This window comes from Larkinella harenae, assembly GCF_054780515.1.
In genome coordinates this window covers 2,214,669-2,229,609 of the sequence record NZ_BAAGWE010000001.1, presented here as the reverse complement: position 1 = coordinate 2,229,609, position 14,941 = coordinate 2,214,669, and the positions used below count along the sequence as shown (strand labels likewise).

The 14,941-nt window shown below is 52.4% G+C and carries 11 protein-coding genes; 6 read left to right on the top strand and 5 right to left on the bottom strand.

The features are described from left to right. Positions 1–32: 32 nt before the first annotated feature. The 3 genes from ACYVH9_RS09145 to ACYVH9_RS09135 all read right to left on the bottom strand — a co-directional run bounded on the left by ACYVH9_RS09145 (position 33) and on the right by ACYVH9_RS09135 (position 2,878). On the bottom strand, positions 33–1,172 hold the full coding sequence (locus ACYVH9_RS09145) for a serine hydrolase domain-containing protein (protein WP_460636000.1): 1,140 nt from the start codon (positions 1,170–1,172) through the stop codon (positions 33–35). A gap of 18 nt (positions 1,173–1,190) precedes the next feature. Further along, positions 1,191–1,772: a hypothetical protein gene (locus tag ACYVH9_RS09140; RefSeq protein WP_460635999.1), complete on the bottom strand. Its 582-nt coding sequence runs from the start codon at positions 1,770–1,772 to the stop codon at positions 1,191–1,193. 131 nt (positions 1,773–1,903) lie between these two features. Then, on the bottom strand, positions 1,904–2,878 hold the full coding sequence (locus tag ACYVH9_RS09135) for a LytR/AlgR family response regulator transcription factor (RefSeq protein ID WP_460635998.1): 975 nt from the start codon (positions 2,876–2,878) through the stop codon (positions 1,904–1,906). A gap of 117 nt (positions 2,879–2,995) precedes the next feature. Here ACYVH9_RS09135 and ACYVH9_RS09130 point away from each other — a divergent pair, with 117 nt between their 5' ends. The 4 genes from ACYVH9_RS09130 to ACYVH9_RS09115 all read left to right on the top strand — a co-directional run bounded on the left by ACYVH9_RS09130 (position 2,996) and on the right by ACYVH9_RS09115 (position 9,764). After that, positions 2,996–3,913, top strand: a complete 918-nt coding sequence (locus ACYVH9_RS09130; RefSeq protein ID WP_460635997.1) for an SPFH domain-containing protein — start codon at positions 2,996–2,998, stop codon at positions 3,911–3,913. Between the two features lie 3 nt (positions 3,914–3,916). Then, positions 3,917–4,378, top strand: coding sequence for an NfeD family protein (locus ACYVH9_RS09125; RefSeq protein ID WP_460635996.1), 462 nt, complete (start codon positions 3,917–3,919; stop codon positions 4,376–4,378). A gap of 304 nt (positions 4,379–4,682) precedes the next feature. Continuing rightward, positions 4,683–8,912 (top strand): malto-oligosyltrehalose synthase, encoded by a 4,230-nt coding sequence (treY, locus tag ACYVH9_RS09120; protein ID WP_460635995.1) that lies wholly within the window; start codon positions 4,683–4,685, stop codon positions 8,910–8,912. A 78-nt stretch (positions 8,913–8,990) separates the two neighbouring features. Next, positions 8,991–9,764: a 3-hydroxybutyrate dehydrogenase gene (locus tag ACYVH9_RS09115; RefSeq protein ID WP_460635994.1), complete on the top strand. Its 774-nt coding sequence runs from the start codon at positions 8,991–8,993 to the stop codon at positions 9,762–9,764. Between the two features lie 18 nt (positions 9,765–9,782). Here the strand turns inward: ACYVH9_RS09115 and ACYVH9_RS09110 are convergent, their stop codons facing one another. Continuing rightward, positions 9,783–11,522 carry an alpha-amylase family protein gene (locus tag ACYVH9_RS09110; protein ID WP_460635993.1) on the bottom strand — a complete coding sequence of 580 codons (1,740 nt, stop codon included), beginning with the start codon at positions 11,520–11,522 and terminating at the stop codon, positions 9,783–9,785. A 178-nt stretch (positions 11,523–11,700) separates the two neighbouring features. Here ACYVH9_RS09110 and ACYVH9_RS09105 point away from each other — a divergent pair, with 178 nt between their 5' ends. Next, positions 11,701–12,390, top strand: coding sequence for a YetF domain-containing protein (locus tag ACYVH9_RS09105; RefSeq protein ID WP_460635992.1), 690 nt, complete (start codon positions 11,701–11,703; stop codon positions 12,388–12,390). Positions 12,391–12,397: 7 nt separating this feature from the next. Beyond that, positions 12,398–13,087 carry a DUF421 domain-containing protein gene (locus ACYVH9_RS09100; protein WP_460635991.1) on the top strand — a complete coding sequence of 230 codons (690 nt, stop codon included), beginning with the start codon at positions 12,398–12,400 and terminating at the stop codon, positions 13,085–13,087. Between the two features lie 15 nt (positions 13,088–13,102). On the opposite strand, the gene treZ is transcribed toward ACYVH9_RS09100, so the two are convergent. Next, complete coding sequence (gene treZ / locus ACYVH9_RS09095) at positions 13,103–14,938, bottom strand: malto-oligosyltrehalose trehalohydrolase (RefSeq protein ID WP_460635990.1); 1,836 nt, start codon at positions 14,936–14,938, stop codon at positions 13,103–13,105. Positions 14,939–14,941: the final 3 nt, after the last annotated feature.

Genomic DNA, 14,941 nt, shown 5'->3' with positions numbered 1-14,941 from the left:
TTAATCTGGATTTAAAATAAGATTAAAGTTCCTTACTCCAGTAGCTTATCAACGAACGACTTATCAGCCCCAACGCCATTGTTCCCAAACAAGATATAAACCGCTTTTTTATCCGGAAAGTAAAACCAGTTGGCATCCACGCCCAATAACGTACCGTTGTGTCCCCAGCCGATGCCTAGCTTTGGAGAGTTGTACGAATCCAGCCCCAAACCGTATTCGTTGGTGCCGTTCCGAACGGGTTGCACCGTCATCATTTCGCGGACCGATGCCAGACTGACGATTTTACCGCTAAAGAAGGCTTCGCTAAATTTCAGTAAATCTTCCGCTGACGAAATCAGTCCGCCATTGGCTTGCCCTTCACTATCGGCCCGATCCAGCAACGTCACGTCCATTAGTTTTCCGTTGGCATAAAAATCAGTGTACCCCCGAACCACATTCCGATCATCACGCCGTTCCAGGTAGGTTTGGGTAAGGCCCAGGGGTTTGGTAATCAACTCTTCCAGCACGAGCTGAAGATTTTGCCCCCGAACTTTCTCGATAATTTTCCCCAATAGCCAATAGTTGGTATTGGAATACCCAAACCGATCGCCCGGCGGAAAAACCAAAGCCCGACCGTAGACGTACCGCTGCAACAACTCGTCGGTGGATTGCTGAAGCCGTCGCTGGGGGTTGTTCAGTATATCCAGTTGGTATTGAAGATCGTTGTTGGTCGGATCAAAAATACCGCTGGTGTGCGACAGCAACTGCCGCACTGTAATAGTCTGCGCATCCGGAATACGACCATCTACGTCCGGCAGCAACGTTGCCAGGTTGTCGTCCAGCCGTAACTGGTTACTTTCCTTTAACTTCATCACGATCGTGGCCACAAACGTTTTGGTGATGCTGCCAGTACGAAATACATCGTTGATCCGAAGATCGGTCTGGTGTTCCAGATTGGATTTTCCAACCGCCCCGATCCAAACCGGTGCGTCGGTGCGTTTCAGCAGCATGATTGCACCGGGGCGATTCCAGGCCCGGCTGAACTCCACTAATTGCTGTTGGTAAAACGCCTGATTGGGATGTGTGGTGTAGTTCGTGGGTGAATTCGACGGAACTGATGGCAACGGTATGGACTCGGTTGCACAGGCCGCCAGCAGCACGACCAGCGCACTACAAAGCAGTTTGTTTCTCATGGTATTTGTTGTTGGGCTTTACTTGAGCAAAAAACGGGTTCCCAGATGGAGGGCCTGATGGGGCAAAATCAATGCGCGAAACGGCACTTCACCAAAAACTTCGTACCGTGTAAACAGGGTTGTGCGGTTGGGAAGCTGATAACCAATTCCCAGATTCACCGTTGGCATGAATTTGAGTTGGAAAGTAGCGGCTTTGCGGTATTCGCCCGTGCCTTCGTTACGCTCGTAGAATGGCATGGCCGGACGAATCAGCAAGGCCCCACCGCCCACCAAGGCATCGATCCAGAATGGCCCGGCGTATTTTCGAAAACCAAATTCTGTGGTAGCAAACAAGCCCGACTGCACCCGAGGGTGGTGGTAATAGCCAATGTGAAGGGTTTGGATCAGCTGTGATCCGGGGCGGTTTCGGTAATAGAATTCCGTTCCGACTTTAATGCCCAGACCACCCGCCTGAATTCGCTTCAGTGTCGGCAGACTAATGGACTCCGAGAATACGCTCAGGGTGATGGGAACGCCCGCTGGGATCGCAGGCGGTTTTTGGGCCTTTGTCGAAACAACCGGAAACAGCAGGGTAACTACACAAGATAGTAATATTTTCATGGGCGATTCAGCATTTGTTGTTGCTGCAAAAATGGCCCTAAAAACGGCACTGATGCGGTTTTTACCGCCCACTGGTCATGAATTCGGCCTGGGTGGCTGAATCAAAACGCTGAATGGCAAACCGGCAGCATTCAAGTCTGGTGCCAGGCGCCCATCCATTGCCGAAATTCGGCGACCCGTCGGCGGCTGACCGTTACTTCATCACTGTGGACCGGCTGAAGATGGAGCACCAACCGCCCGGTTCCGTCGCTTTCGACCTTACGAACGGCGTGCCGATGGGCAATAAACTGCCGGTTGAGCCGAAAAAAAGCCTCGGCCGGTAACCGGTCGCCGAGCTGCTCCAGTGTGGCATCCACCGAAAACGACTGATTGTCGACGGTTTTGACAAGGCTGATTTCGCCCGCAATAAAAATATAGGCGATCTGTTCCATCGAAAGTGGAACCAAGCCTTTCCCCTGATTGACCAACAGGGTTTTCAGCGTGGAATTGCGGTTTTCTGCGGTTTCCGCCCGGTTCGACCCCGCGCTGGTTTGCAGGTCGGTAAGTTGCTGGCGAAGGGCGGCTACGGCTTGCCGGTGGTATACAATCATCCAGTACATCGTATAGCCCATGTGCAGAATCAGAATAAACAGCAGCCCAATCGGTACGTCGTTCGAAATCGTAATCGACAAGTCGAACGGTGCCGGGCGGTGCAACACCAGATTGTTGTAGATCAGACTGAAAAATGCAATGATGGTGGCTGTCAGGGAAAAGGCCAACCCACTCTGAATCAAAAGCCGCTGAAGCGGCTGCGCAGCCCAGGAGTACCGGACGTCCATTCGCCGGATCAGCCACCGGTTCAACTCCCAGAGCAACACAGTAACGCCCATCACCACTGCCAAATCGAGGTAAAACGATGCATTCTGAAACAGCACCCCCAACGGAGCCGGATCACCGATTAAGCGGAACAAAAGGGACCAAACCGGAACGCCAATCAGACGGGCCGCTTTGTCAGGGTACGACACACGGAGCATGTTTAAACCGTAGTTTTCGGCCTGGCTTCCAACGGTTTTCCGCCCAAAGCCCGGTTTTTCCGCAAAATAATAGCTTTCGGTGCGATTCTTCATCCACCCTGTCAACCTTTCATAGTTAGTTTTTTCTGCCCATCCCTACAAATCTTGTTGTTGTAGGGGCAATTATCCGAGATTTATCGTATCTTATTCAATCTTAACCTGGTACTTCCTATGCAATATGTATTTCTGACTTTTGTTGTTCTCGCCCTGATGATCGTTTTCATGACGGTGAAGGTTGTTCCTCAGCAAACCGCCTACGTCGTGGAACGGCTGGGCAAATTCCTGACCGTGCTTCAACCGGGTATCACCTTCATTATTCCTTTTTTTGATCGGGTTGCGTACAAACACAGCCTGAAAGAAACCGCCCTGGACATTCCCGAACAAATCTGCATCACACGCGACAACGTTCAGGTTCGCGTCGATGGCGTCATTTTTATCCAGATCGTCGATCCGCAAAAAGCGTCCTACGGAATTGCCGATTACCGGTTTTCGGTTATTCAGCTGTCGCAGACCACCATGCGGAGCGAAATGGGAAAAATCGAGCTGGATAAAACGTTTGAAGAACGGACAACGCTCAACCAGGCCGTGGTTCGGGCCATCGACGAAGCCGCCATCGGCTGGGGAGTGAAAGTACTTCGCTACGAAATTAAAAACATTACACCCCCGCAGTCGGTCCTGAATGCAATGGAAAAACAAATGCAGGCTGAGCGCGAAAAACGGGCCATGATTCTGCAGTCGGAAGGAGAAAAGCAATCGGCCATCAACATTGCCGAAGGCCAGAAACAAAAAGTGGTGCTGGAATCGGAAGGGGTACGCCTGCGGCAGATCAACGAAGCCGCCGGAGAAGCCGAGGCCATCAAATCCATCGCGGATGCCACCGCCGAAAGCCTTCGGAAAGTGGCCAGCGCCATCAACGAGGAAGGAGGAATGAACGCCGTTCAACTGCGCGTGGCCGAGCAACTGGTGGATCAGTTTGGGAACCTGGCCCGTACCAACAACACGCTGATTCTGCCCGCCAACTTTGGTGACATGGCCTCCATCATTTCAACCGCCATGACGGTTGTCAAACAACAGGACAAAAAATCGTAAGCTATGGAACTGATCACCTGGCCCCAACTTTGGGTACTTCTTGGCCTTCTTTTCCTGATTGCCGAATTACTCAGCATTTCATTCGTCTTTGCGTTTTTAAGCGTGGGTGCACTGACAACGGCCCTGCTGACGGTTTTGGGCCTAACACCCGACCTGAGCCTGCAGCTATTCTGTTTTGCCGTCGTCACAATCCTAACACTAGTTACGGGCCGAAAACCGCTGCGTCGCTGGTTTGAGGCACGGACCAAAAAGCAGGAATACGTCGAATCGGTAGGCGATCAGGCAACGGTCATCGAAACCATTCCCGTCCACGGCGAAGGCCGGATTTTTTACCGGGGCACGGAATGGGCAGCCGTTTCGAAAAACGCAGCCTCGATCATCGCCGGGCAATCGGTCATTATCCGCCGGATGGACGGCAGCCGCGCCGTGGTGGAGCAACCACCTGTGAAAAGCTTCCAGCAATAAATAATTTTCTTCTACCGCTTCAAAACCGTCTAACGCTGACCGGAGACGGCTTAAACCTGACAGGTCTTGAAGACCTGTCAGGTTTTTGGCATGTAAACCAACCCAAAAGTCCCTCCCTGAATCACCAGAATCAGGAAGTTAGCCCCCGATTATAGGCCATTCAATCACTCCTTCCGTTTTCTCAAAACTTTTCTGGTTCAACGGTGCTTAGTGTATGTCGGCTGGCACTGACAAATTTGTACAGCTTCACCGCCGACCTGATTTGTTTTTGGCGTCATTGTCCTTAAGGCATTCTACCATTTTTATGAATAACCCCATTACGACTTACCGTATCCAGTTTCATAAACAATTTACGTTCAGCGATTTCGAGAAAGCTCTCCCCTATCTGCAAAAGCTGGGTATCGGGGCAGTGTACGCTTCCCCAATTTTTGAGTCCGTGCCGGGTAGCCAGCATGGCTACGACGGTACTAACCCCCTGCAGATCAACCCCGAAATCGGTACCGAGCAACAACTGAGAAAGCTTAGCAAAGCCCTGCGAAAGCAAAATATTGGCTGGGTACAGGATATTGTTCCGAACCATATGGCCTTTCACCCCAACAATCCCTGGTTGATGGATGTGCTGGAAAAAGGGCCGTTGTCGCGGTACGTCGCCTTCTTCGATACCGTTTGGAGCAGCCAGCTTTTTCACGGACGTTTATCGGTCCCGTTCCTGGGAGCACCGCTGGACGAGGTGATCGAAAACCGGGAACTCAAAGTAGCCTTCGAGGATGGTCGGCTGGTGCTGAAGTACTATGATTCGGCCTATCCGCTCCGGCTCCGTTCCTACCCAACGGTTTTACAGGCTTCAGATCAGCCCATGCCGGATTCACTACAGGGATTTCTGGACCAGCTCCGGGCGCTTCAGCTAGTCGAAGAACCCGAAGCGTACGCCTTGGGTATGAACGAATTACGACAGCAACTGACGGCTTTACGAAAAAACCCGGCTACCAAAGCTTACCTCAATGCCTGCCTGAAAACCATCAACCAGCAGCCCGACCGAATCCGCCAGCTCAGCGACGAACAGGTGTATCGACTGAGCTTTTACGCCGAAACCGATCAGCGGATCAATTTCCGGCGCTTTTTTACGGTGACGAGCCTGATTGGCCTGAACATGCAGAATGAGCAGGTGTTTGAGCATTTCCATCAGTTTATCAAAACCCTGCTCGACGATGGCGTTTTCAGCGGTTTGCGAATTGATCACATCGATGGTTTATATGACCCCAGCCGCTACCTGGAACAACTCCGAACTCTGGTGGGCGATTCAGTGCCCATTATCGTGGAAAAAATTCTGGAAGCTGGCGAACCCCTGCCGAAAAGCTGGCCCATCCAGGGGGCGTCGGGTTATGAATACCTGGCATTGGTCAACAACCTGTTTACGCAACAAGCCAGCGAAAAACCCTTTACCACGTTTTACCGCCAGCTGGTTGGCGACAACACCCCGGTTTCCCGGCAAATCCTCGACAAGAAAGCGTATATTCTTTACGAACACATGCGGGGCGAGCTAACAAACCTATACCAGCTCTTTCTCGAATTGAGTCTGGCGGACGAAACCACATTGCCGACTCTCCCGCCCGAAACTTTGCAGGAAGCCATCGGTGCCTTTTTGATTTATTGCCCCGTTTACCGGTACTACGGTACGGTTTTTCCGTTGGAATCGGAAGAAGCCTCGGCTATTCAGGATATTCTGGAACAAATCCGCCAGGATCAACCGAAACTGAAAACCGCCATCGATCTGCTCGAAGAAATACTGCTAAACGCTCCCCGGAAGGGTGACGAAGACTATAACCAACGGGTCGCCCGGTTTTACAAACGGTGCATGCAGGTAACGGGGCCACTCATGGCAAAAGGCGTGGAAGACACCCTGATGTATACCTACAACCGGTTTATTGGTCACAACGAAGTGGGCGATGCGCCGGAAGCATTCGGAATTTCGCCTGCCGATTTCCATCAGATCATGCAGGACCGTCAGGAACACTGGTCGCTGGCCCTTAATGCCACCTCAACGCACGACACCAAACGGGGCGAAGATGTGCGCGCCCGGCTGAATGTGCTGACAGACTGGCCCGATCGGTGGCTGGAAACCGTGCAGGAATGGCAGCAATTGAATGCCGATCTGAAGCAAAACGGCGCACCCGACGCAAACGATGAATACTTTATTTACCAGACGCTGATCGGCGCTTATCCCATGCCCGGTCAGGACGAGGACGATTTTGAAAACCGTATTCAGGAATACCTGGAGAAAGCCCTGCGGGAAGCCAAGCAGCACTCCAACTGGAGTTCGCCGGATACCGAGTACGAAGCCGCTGCCAAGTCCTTTGCCGTTGGCTTGCTGAACAAAAAGCGATCTTTCTGGAAACATTTTCAAAAATTCCACCGGGAAATCGCGGATTTCGGCATTATCAACTCCCTGGCGCAACTCGTGCTGAAAAGCACCTGCCCCGGCGTACCGGATGTGTACCAGGGCAGCGAACTGTGGGATCTGAGCCTGGTTGACCCCGACAACCGCCGACCCGTTGACTACGACCAACGGCAACGGTGGCTGGACGAACTCCTGGAGGCTGATCCGGCACAATCCGATGCGCTACTGGACGACCTCTGGCAGAACCGGTACGACGCCCGAATCAAGCTCTGGCTGACGCACAGTCTGCTGAACGAGCGCCGACAACAACCCGAGCTTTTTGCCAGGGGTCACTATATCCCGCTGGTGGTGGAAGGCCGCTACAAAGACCACGTGCTGGCGTTTGCGCGCCGGTATAAACGCACCTGGCTGGTTGTTGCTGTTCCTCTGCACCTGGCTACCCTGAGTCAACAGCAAAAACGCAACGTAACGGCGCTGGACTGGAAAGACACCCGCATTATCCTGCCCGCTGAGGCACCGGACGAATGGCAACACATCTTCCTGAAAACAGATGGGCAAGGCGAAGGGGAGCTTTTGGTAAACGATATTTTCAGCCATCTGCCAGTAGCGGTTTTGCGATTAGCGCAACCGATCACCAGCCGAAGCGCCGGATTGCTCCTGCCTGTTTCATCGCTCCCCTCGGCATTTGGCATTGGCGATCTGGGACCGGAAGCCCGGAAATTTGCTGATTTTCTGAATCGAAGCCGGCAAAAATACTGGCAAATTCTGCCCCTCAACCCTACCGAAGCAGGTGCCGGTCATTCTCCGTATAGCACCTATTCGAGTATGGCCGGAAATACGCTCCTGCTCAGTCCGGAATTGCTGGTACAGGACGGTTTGCTGGAACCGGAAGAAATAGCCAATCACCAACTACCCGCGACGAACCAGGTCGATTACGACGAGGCTAAGCGCATCCGGCGCGTGCTTTTCGACAAGGCGTATCAGGCGTTCATCCAAAAGCAGGAAATGGAATTACACACTCATTTTCAGCAGTTTTGTCAAAAACAGCAGTATTGGCTGGATGATTTTGCGCTCTACCTGGCACTAAAGCAAACGCATAACGGCCAGGCCTGGTACCAGTGGCCCACAAAGTACAAGTTACGCGATTCGGAAGCACTGCAAGCGTTCTCCGAACGGCAGGCCGATCTTATCCAAAAAGTACGGTGGGAGCAGTTTCTGTTTGACCGGCAGTGGCAGGACCTCAAGACGTATTGCCACGACCGTGACATTCAGTTGCTGGGTGACTTGCCTTTTTACGTCAGCTACGATTCCGCCGATGTATGGGCGCATCCCGACATTTTTAGCATCGACGAAGAGGGGAACCTGGTGACGGTGGCGGGTGTACCGCCGGATTATTTCAACGCCAACGGGCAATTGTGGGGTATGCCGGTTTTTCGCTGGGACCGCCTGAAGGAGCGCGGCTACGATTGGTGGATTCAGCGCATCCACAAAAATGCGGAACTATTCGACCTGGTGCGCATTGACCACTTTCGCGCCCTGTCGGCATATTGGGAGGTTCCGGCGAACGAAACGACGGCCATTCCGGGTCACTGGCGACCCGGACCCGGGGTTGCTTTTTTTCAGGCCCTCCAAAAATCCCTGGGAAACCTTGCCTTGATCGCGGAAGATCTGGGCGATATCACCGAGGATGTTTACGAGCTTCGGGATGCCTTTCAGTTGCCCGGAATGAAAGTCATTCAATTTGCTTTCAACGAGAAGCTGGCCGTTTCTCCACACAGCCCGCATAATTACACGCCTAATTTCATTGCCTATACCGGCACGCATGATAACAACACCACGCGGGGTTGGTACCGGCAAAATTTGTCAGAAAGTGATCGCAAGAAGCTTCGGCAATATGCCCAAAAACCCGTATCTGAGCAGAATGTCCATCAGGTATTGGGCCAACTGATCTACGCTTCGGTGGCCCAAACCGTAATTCTGCCCGTGCAGGACGTACTGGGACTGGACGAAACCGCCCGGGTCAATACCCCGGCGGCCACGGAAAAAAACTGGCTCTGGCGCCTGCTGTCCGATCAGCTCACCGAAACCGCCGAACGTCAGCTCCGGGAGTGGGCGACCCTCTACAACCGTTGGTAGGAAAAGTAGTTCTTGATTGCTTCGTTGTTTTGGTTACTATAATCACAGTAACCAAAACAACCTTTCCTTCCTGTTTCCATGAATAAGAAAACCGTCCTGATCACCGGCAGCACCAGCGGTATCGGTCTGGCCATTGCCAAAGCCTTTGCCCAACAGGGGCACAATCTGATTTTTAACGGATTGGAACTGGACGGTGGTCAAACAGCAGCCGCGTTGGCCGCCGACTACCAGATTGATTACCTGTTCGATCCGGCCAATATGCTGCATCCCGAAGCCTTGCGAACGCTGGTTCTTCGCGCTGAGCAACGGTTCGGCCAGATTGACATCCTGATCAACAATGCTGGTATCCAACACGTTGCCCCCATCGAAGATTTTCCGGAAGACAAATGGGATGCCATTATCGGCATCAATCTCACCTCGGCTTTTCACCTGACAAAAGCCGTCTGGCCCGCCATGAAAAAGCAACGGTTTGGCCGCATCATCAATATAGCGTCGGCCCACGGTTTAGTGGCTTCCGAATTCAAAAGTGCTTACGTAGCGGCCAAACACGGACTCATTGGTTTTACCAAAACCGTTGCGCTGGAAGGTGCACCTCACGGCATTACGGCCAACGCCATCTGCCCCGGCTACGTCCGCACGCCCCTGGTTGATCAACAGCTTAGCGATCAGGCCCGGGCTCATCGGCTCTCCGAACGCGAGGTAGCCGAAAAAATAATGCTGGCCAAACAGTCCATCAAGCAATTTATTCCGGCGGAATCCGTCGCAGCTCTCTGCTTATTTCTAGCTTCCGAGCAGGCGGCTACGCTTACCGGTGCGTCACTGCCCATCGACGGCGGCTGGTCGGCACAGTGATCACGAAGGGTCGGACGTTTAGTTCGTGATCTCGTACCAATTATAGCCATAACCGGGCAATTGAACCGAATGCGTGCCATCGTTTTCTGCCCGGTTTTTGCTACGATCCATCAGACTCAGCAGCGTACGGCCCTTTTTGGCTTTCGGGTTCAGTTTGAACTGCTTCGGGTCCGGACTGAAATTGTGGATCATCAACAGGGACCTTCCCTCCCAGTCGTACCGGATCGCCAGCAGATTGGCCGACCCCGTCTCCAGCACTTCCCATTCTCCCCAGCCAATTTCGGGGTGAGATTTCCGCAGCCGGGCAAAGGATTTTATGGTAGTCAGCAGCGAGGTTGAATCAGCGAGTTGTTTTTTGACGTTCACCTGCGGAAACCCGTAAGGCCCCTGGCTAATAACGGGACGCACGGTTTTGGCCGCCGTTGAGAAACCGGCATTCGGCGCATCCGACCACTGCATGGGCGTCCGGACCGACTCCCGCTCTTTTAAGCTCAAATCATCGCCCATACCGATTTCTTCGCCGTACCGAAGAACCGGCATTCCCGGCAATGAAAACAACAGGCTATACGCCAGATCAATCAACCGGCGGTCGCCCAGCATCGGCGCCAGCCGTCGCCGAATGCCCCGGTCGTAAAGTTGCATGGTGGTGTCGGGGCCCATTTTAGCGTACACTTTGTCACGTTCTGCATCGCTGAGTCGTCCCAGATCAATCTCGTCGTGGTTGCGCAGAAAATGCGCCCACTGAGCCGTTGATGGAATGTCTTTGGTGTCATTCAGGGCTTTCACCAACGGTTGGGTTTCGCCAGTCGCCAACGCATAAAATAGATGTTGGTTCGCAAAAAAATTGAACATGGTTTGCATTCCCTGTCCATCTTTGCCAAAATACGGTTCCTGATCTTTCGGGTCTACGTTGGCTTCGCCCAGCAGAATTGCGTCGCTCTTATGCCATTGAACAAATTGATGCAGCTGCGCAATCATATCGAACTGGTATTCGGGCGATTCCGGATCAAAGTCGGGGTTGGCAATTTCGATTAGAAACGGGACGGCATCGAGCCGAAAACCGACAATGCCACGGTCAAGCCAGTGTTTGATGATCTTGCGCATTTCCCGCTGCACGGCCGGGTTCTGGGCGTTCAGATCCGGTTGAAAATCGTAAAACCGGTGGTAATAATATTCGCCAGCCTGTTTGTTGAACGTCCAGACTTCTTTTTGAACCCCTGGGAACACCATTCCTCTATTCGCTTTTTTGGGCCGCTCCTCCGACCAGACGTACCAGGAACGATATGGGGACGACTTGCTTTTCAAAGCCTCCTGAAACCACGGATGCTGATCGGAGGTGTGGTTTATTACCAGATCCATCATGACCCGAATACCCCGCTGATTGGCCTGCTGCATGAATGCCGCAAAATCGGCTTCGGTGCCCACCCGCGCGTCAACACTGTAATAATCGCTGACATCATACCCGTCGTCCCCTTTGGGGGAAGGTTGGAACGGTGCCAGCCAAATGGCATCCACCCCGAGGGCTTTCAAATAATCGAGTTGCTGGGTCAAACCTTTGAAATCACCAATACCGTCGCCATCAGAATCTTGGAAGACGCCAACTTCCACGTTATAAACAAGGCTATTTTTGTACCATAATTCCTGAATAAAATCGGTCGGGATCGGAGCCGGTGGGGTATTGTTTTCTTTGGTTTCCAGTTGATTGCTCTGACACGCCGTCATCAGCGCAATGGCGAAGAGAAGGATAGTTTTCCTCATAAATCGGATGATCATTTTTTCAAACAGCAGCCTATTTTTGAATAACTGCTTTGAAGCACTTGGTTCTTCTTTTTTCCGATTTCCCGATTCACCGGTCTAAAACGCATCTTTGGCTCACTAATCCTATTTTTTAGGCGGTACTCCAAATCAAATCGGTCAGACAGGCGGTTTAGCCGTTATGAAAAAAGAAGACATTCACCTGGCCGATTTGCACCGCATTCTGATTGGTAATTCACCTACTGAATTTTTACTGGAAGTATTCATTCGCACCACAGTAATTTACCTTATCCTAATCGTGATTCTCCGTTTTTTGGGCAAGCGGATGAACGGACAATTGACCAATCTGGAAATGGCCGTCATGCTTACATTAGGGGCCATTGTGTCGCCCGCCATGCAACTCCCCGACCGGGGAATCCTTTCGGGCGTTTTGGCCCTATTATGCGCCCTTTTCTTTCTTCGCGCTACGAATTTAATAGGTTTCAAAAGCCGTAAAGCAGAGCAAATCATTCAGGGAACCGAAGCACTTTTGATTAAAGACGGCGTTATTCAATTGGATGTTATGGCCGAAAATCGGCTTTCACACCAGCAGGTGTATGCAGCCTTACGGAAAGAAAATATCTACAACGTGAGCAAGGTGAAACGGTTGTATCTCGAGGCCTACGGGTTGTTTACCATTTATTCGGAGAAAGATGACCGGCCAGGATTATCGGTTCTGCCGCCGGACGACGACGAAATCCATTCGATTCACCGATTCCCCCAGCAACCCGCCCGGGCCTGTACAAATTGTGGGTATACGGTCGAAGCTGATGGAGCGCCGGATGTTTGCCCGAGCTGCCAGGCCAATAAATGGGTTAAAGCCGTTTTATAATATAATCATGGATAAAGAAGCGATTCATCTGGCCGATTGGTACCGGATTCTGGTGGGCGAAGTGCCGGTTACTTTTTACGTAGAGATTCTTATTCGGGCGGCCGCCATTTACCTGATTCTGGTCGTTTCCATGCGGCTCATGGGCCACCGGATGGCCTCTCAGGTCAGCCGCAACGAAATGGCCGCCATGATTTCACTGGCAGCCGCCATCGGGGTACCGATTCTGGATCCCAGCCGGGGCATTTTACCCGCCGTCATCATTGCGATGGTCGTTGTTTTTGTACAGCGGATGATCTCTTACTGGGCTGCGCGAAACGAAGACTTTGAAGGTATTTCGCAGGATATTGCCAGTACGCTGGTCGAAAATTCCGTCATGCAGCTGACCAATATGCAGGGTTCCCGCATTTCCCGGGAGTTGCTGTTTGCCCAGCTTCGCTCCGAAGGGTTGACTAATTTGGGGTCTGTCAAACGCCTGTATATGGAAGCCAACGGCGCTTTTACCCTCATCAAGCATCCCGAACCCCAGCCGGGTCTTTCAATTCTGCCGGAATGGGACAGTGATTTTATCGCGCAACAGCCTTCGGTACCGGATTACAAAGTCTGTTACCATTGCGGAAATCAACAGACTACCGGTGCCAAAGACGACGCAACGTGTACAAACTGTGGCCAAAAAAAATGGGTGCAGGCAATTTGTTAACCGGCACCCATTTGCTTACCGACTGCCATAAACCGTTACGCTACAAGGTGCCAGCGTTAGTTGCTCACCTGACTCAGGTTGCTGGGGCATCGGGCTTCCAACGCCCCGTTCAAACCACTGAGCTTCTTTCGAGTCCAGTAGCTTGTTCCATCCTGACAACCAAGTCGGCAGGGTGTAAGAAATGGCGTTGTCTGAGAGGTTAAACAGGCAATACACGTGATTCGAACCGCTGGTACTTTGCCGGTGTAGTACGAAACCGTCCTGATCCAAAACCGTCACCCGAATGTCATTTTTGGAGATATTTTTAAGGGCTATTTCGGATCGGCGCAGGTGAATGAGTTTTTTGTGCCACTCCTGCATGATGCGGTGTTTGCCTTCGGTGCGCTTTTCCCACTGAATGATCGAATCCGTAAACGATTTTTCGTCGAACGGGTCCAGGTGATCGTCATCCGCATTGAAGGCCGCAAACTCTTTCTTTCGCCCGTCTTTTACCGCCTGAATCAGGGACTCTTCCGAATGGTCGACAAAATAGAAAAACGGCGTCTCATCGGCGTACTCTTCTCCCATAAAGAGCATTGGCACATAGGGTGATAAAAAGACAGCCGCAGCTCCCAGCTTCTGGCGCTCAAAATCAACCAGTTGCGAAAGTCGCTCTCCACCAATCCGATTGCCGACCTGATCGTGATTGATGTTAAACACCACAAAGCGGTCGCCCGGTATACCCGCCGTTGACGCGCCAAATTTCCGCTGCCGGAAAGATGCATATTCGCCACTCATTACAAAACCGTCGGTATAAGCCTTGGCCAGCTGCTCCATCCGCCCGAAGTCCGGGTAGCGTTTTCTGCCATCTTGGTCCAGTAACACATACAGGGCATGGTGAAAATCATCGAGCCATTGCGCATCGAAACCGTACCCACCCGTATCCGGCTTTTTGACCACCCGTGGGTTGTTTGAGTCCGATTCGGCCACCAGGTGCAGCGTGCGGCCCAGCTGATGTTCCAGGTATTTTACCTGTGAATGGATCAGTTCCCAGATAGGAACCGCCCCCATATCAAACACCTCATGAATAGCATCAAACCGCAGCCCGTCGATGTGGTAGTGTTCAAACCAGAATAGGGCATTGTTGGAGAAATAATCCCGAACGCCGTCGGCGTAGGGACCGTCGAAGTTGATGGCGTTGCCCCAGGGCGTGTGGTATTTATCCGTAAAATATGGGCCAAACAGAGCGAAGTAATTGCCTTCCGGTCCCAGGTGGTTATAGACGACATCCAGAAAAACCGCTATGCCGCGCGCATGGCAGGCATCAACCAGTTTTTTCAGTCCTTCAGGACCACCGTAATTATTCTGCACCGAATACGGATACACGCCATCGTAGCCCCAGTTGCGGTTGCCGGGAAACTGGGCCAGTGGCAGCAGTTCCAGGGCATTAATACCGGTTTCGGCCAACGCATCCAGCCGCGGAATAATGGCCTCAAACGTGCCTTCAGGCGTGAACGTACCGACGTGCAGCTCGTACAAAATCATATCCCGGAACGGCAGCCCCCGCCAGGTCTGGTCCTGCCATTGATAGGCCGCATGATCAACCACGGCCGACGGACCGTGTACCCCTTCGGGCTGAAAATGCGACGCTGGATCGGGGTACTCGCGCCCTCCATTCGGCTTGAAATAATACTGCGTTCCCGGCTCTACGTGGTCAACTTCAACCTGAAAATAGCCTTGCCCGGCTCGCTTCATCGGAATTTGCTGCTCCTTCGGTTGCAGAAGGTGTAAGCTCATCGTTTCTTTTTTCGGCGCCCAGACCGTAAAGACACACCGGCCCTCGCCGATGTAATTCGCACCAATCGTTTTCATTCG

Bases quoted from the DNA above. Each gene is read 5' to 3' on its own strand.
- ACYVH9_RS09105 (WP_460635992.1), top strand. From the start codon at position 11,701: ATGAAAAAAGAAGACATTCACCTGGCCGATTTGCACCGCATTCTGATT.
- ACYVH9_RS09140 (WP_460635999.1), bottom strand. From the start codon at position 1,772: ATGAAAATATTACTATCTTGTGTAGTTACCCTGCTGTTTCCGGTTGTT.
- treZ (WP_460635990.1), bottom strand. From the start codon at position 14,938: ATGAAAACGATTGGTGCGAATTACATCGGCGAGGGCCGGTGTGTCTTT.
- ACYVH9_RS09130 (WP_460635997.1), top strand. From the start codon at position 2,996: ATGCAATATGTATTTCTGACTTTTGTTGTTCTCGCCCTGATGATCGTT.
- ACYVH9_RS09100 (WP_460635991.1), top strand. From the start codon at position 12,398: ATGGATAAAGAAGCGATTCATCTGGCCGATTGGTACCGGATTCTGGTG.
- ACYVH9_RS09145 (WP_460636000.1), bottom strand. From the start codon at position 1,172: ATGAGAAACAAACTGCTTTGTAGTGCGCTGGTCGTGCTGCTGGCGGCC.
- ACYVH9_RS09125 (WP_460635996.1), top strand. From the start codon at position 3,917: ATGGAACTGATCACCTGGCCCCAACTTTGGGTACTTCTTGGCCTTCTT.
- treY (WP_460635995.1), top strand. From the start codon at position 4,683: ATGAATAACCCCATTACGACTTACCGTATCCAGTTTCATAAACAATTT.
- ACYVH9_RS09110 (WP_460635993.1), bottom strand. From the start codon at position 11,522: ATGAGGAAAACTATCCTTCTCTTCGCCATTGCGCTGATGACGGCGTGT.
- ACYVH9_RS09135 (WP_460635998.1), bottom strand. From the start codon at position 2,878: ATGAAGAATCGCACCGAAAGCTATTATTTTGCGGAAAAACCGGGCTTT.
- ACYVH9_RS09115 (WP_460635994.1), top strand. From the start codon at position 8,991: ATGAATAAGAAAACCGTCCTGATCACCGGCAGCACCAGCGGTATCGGT.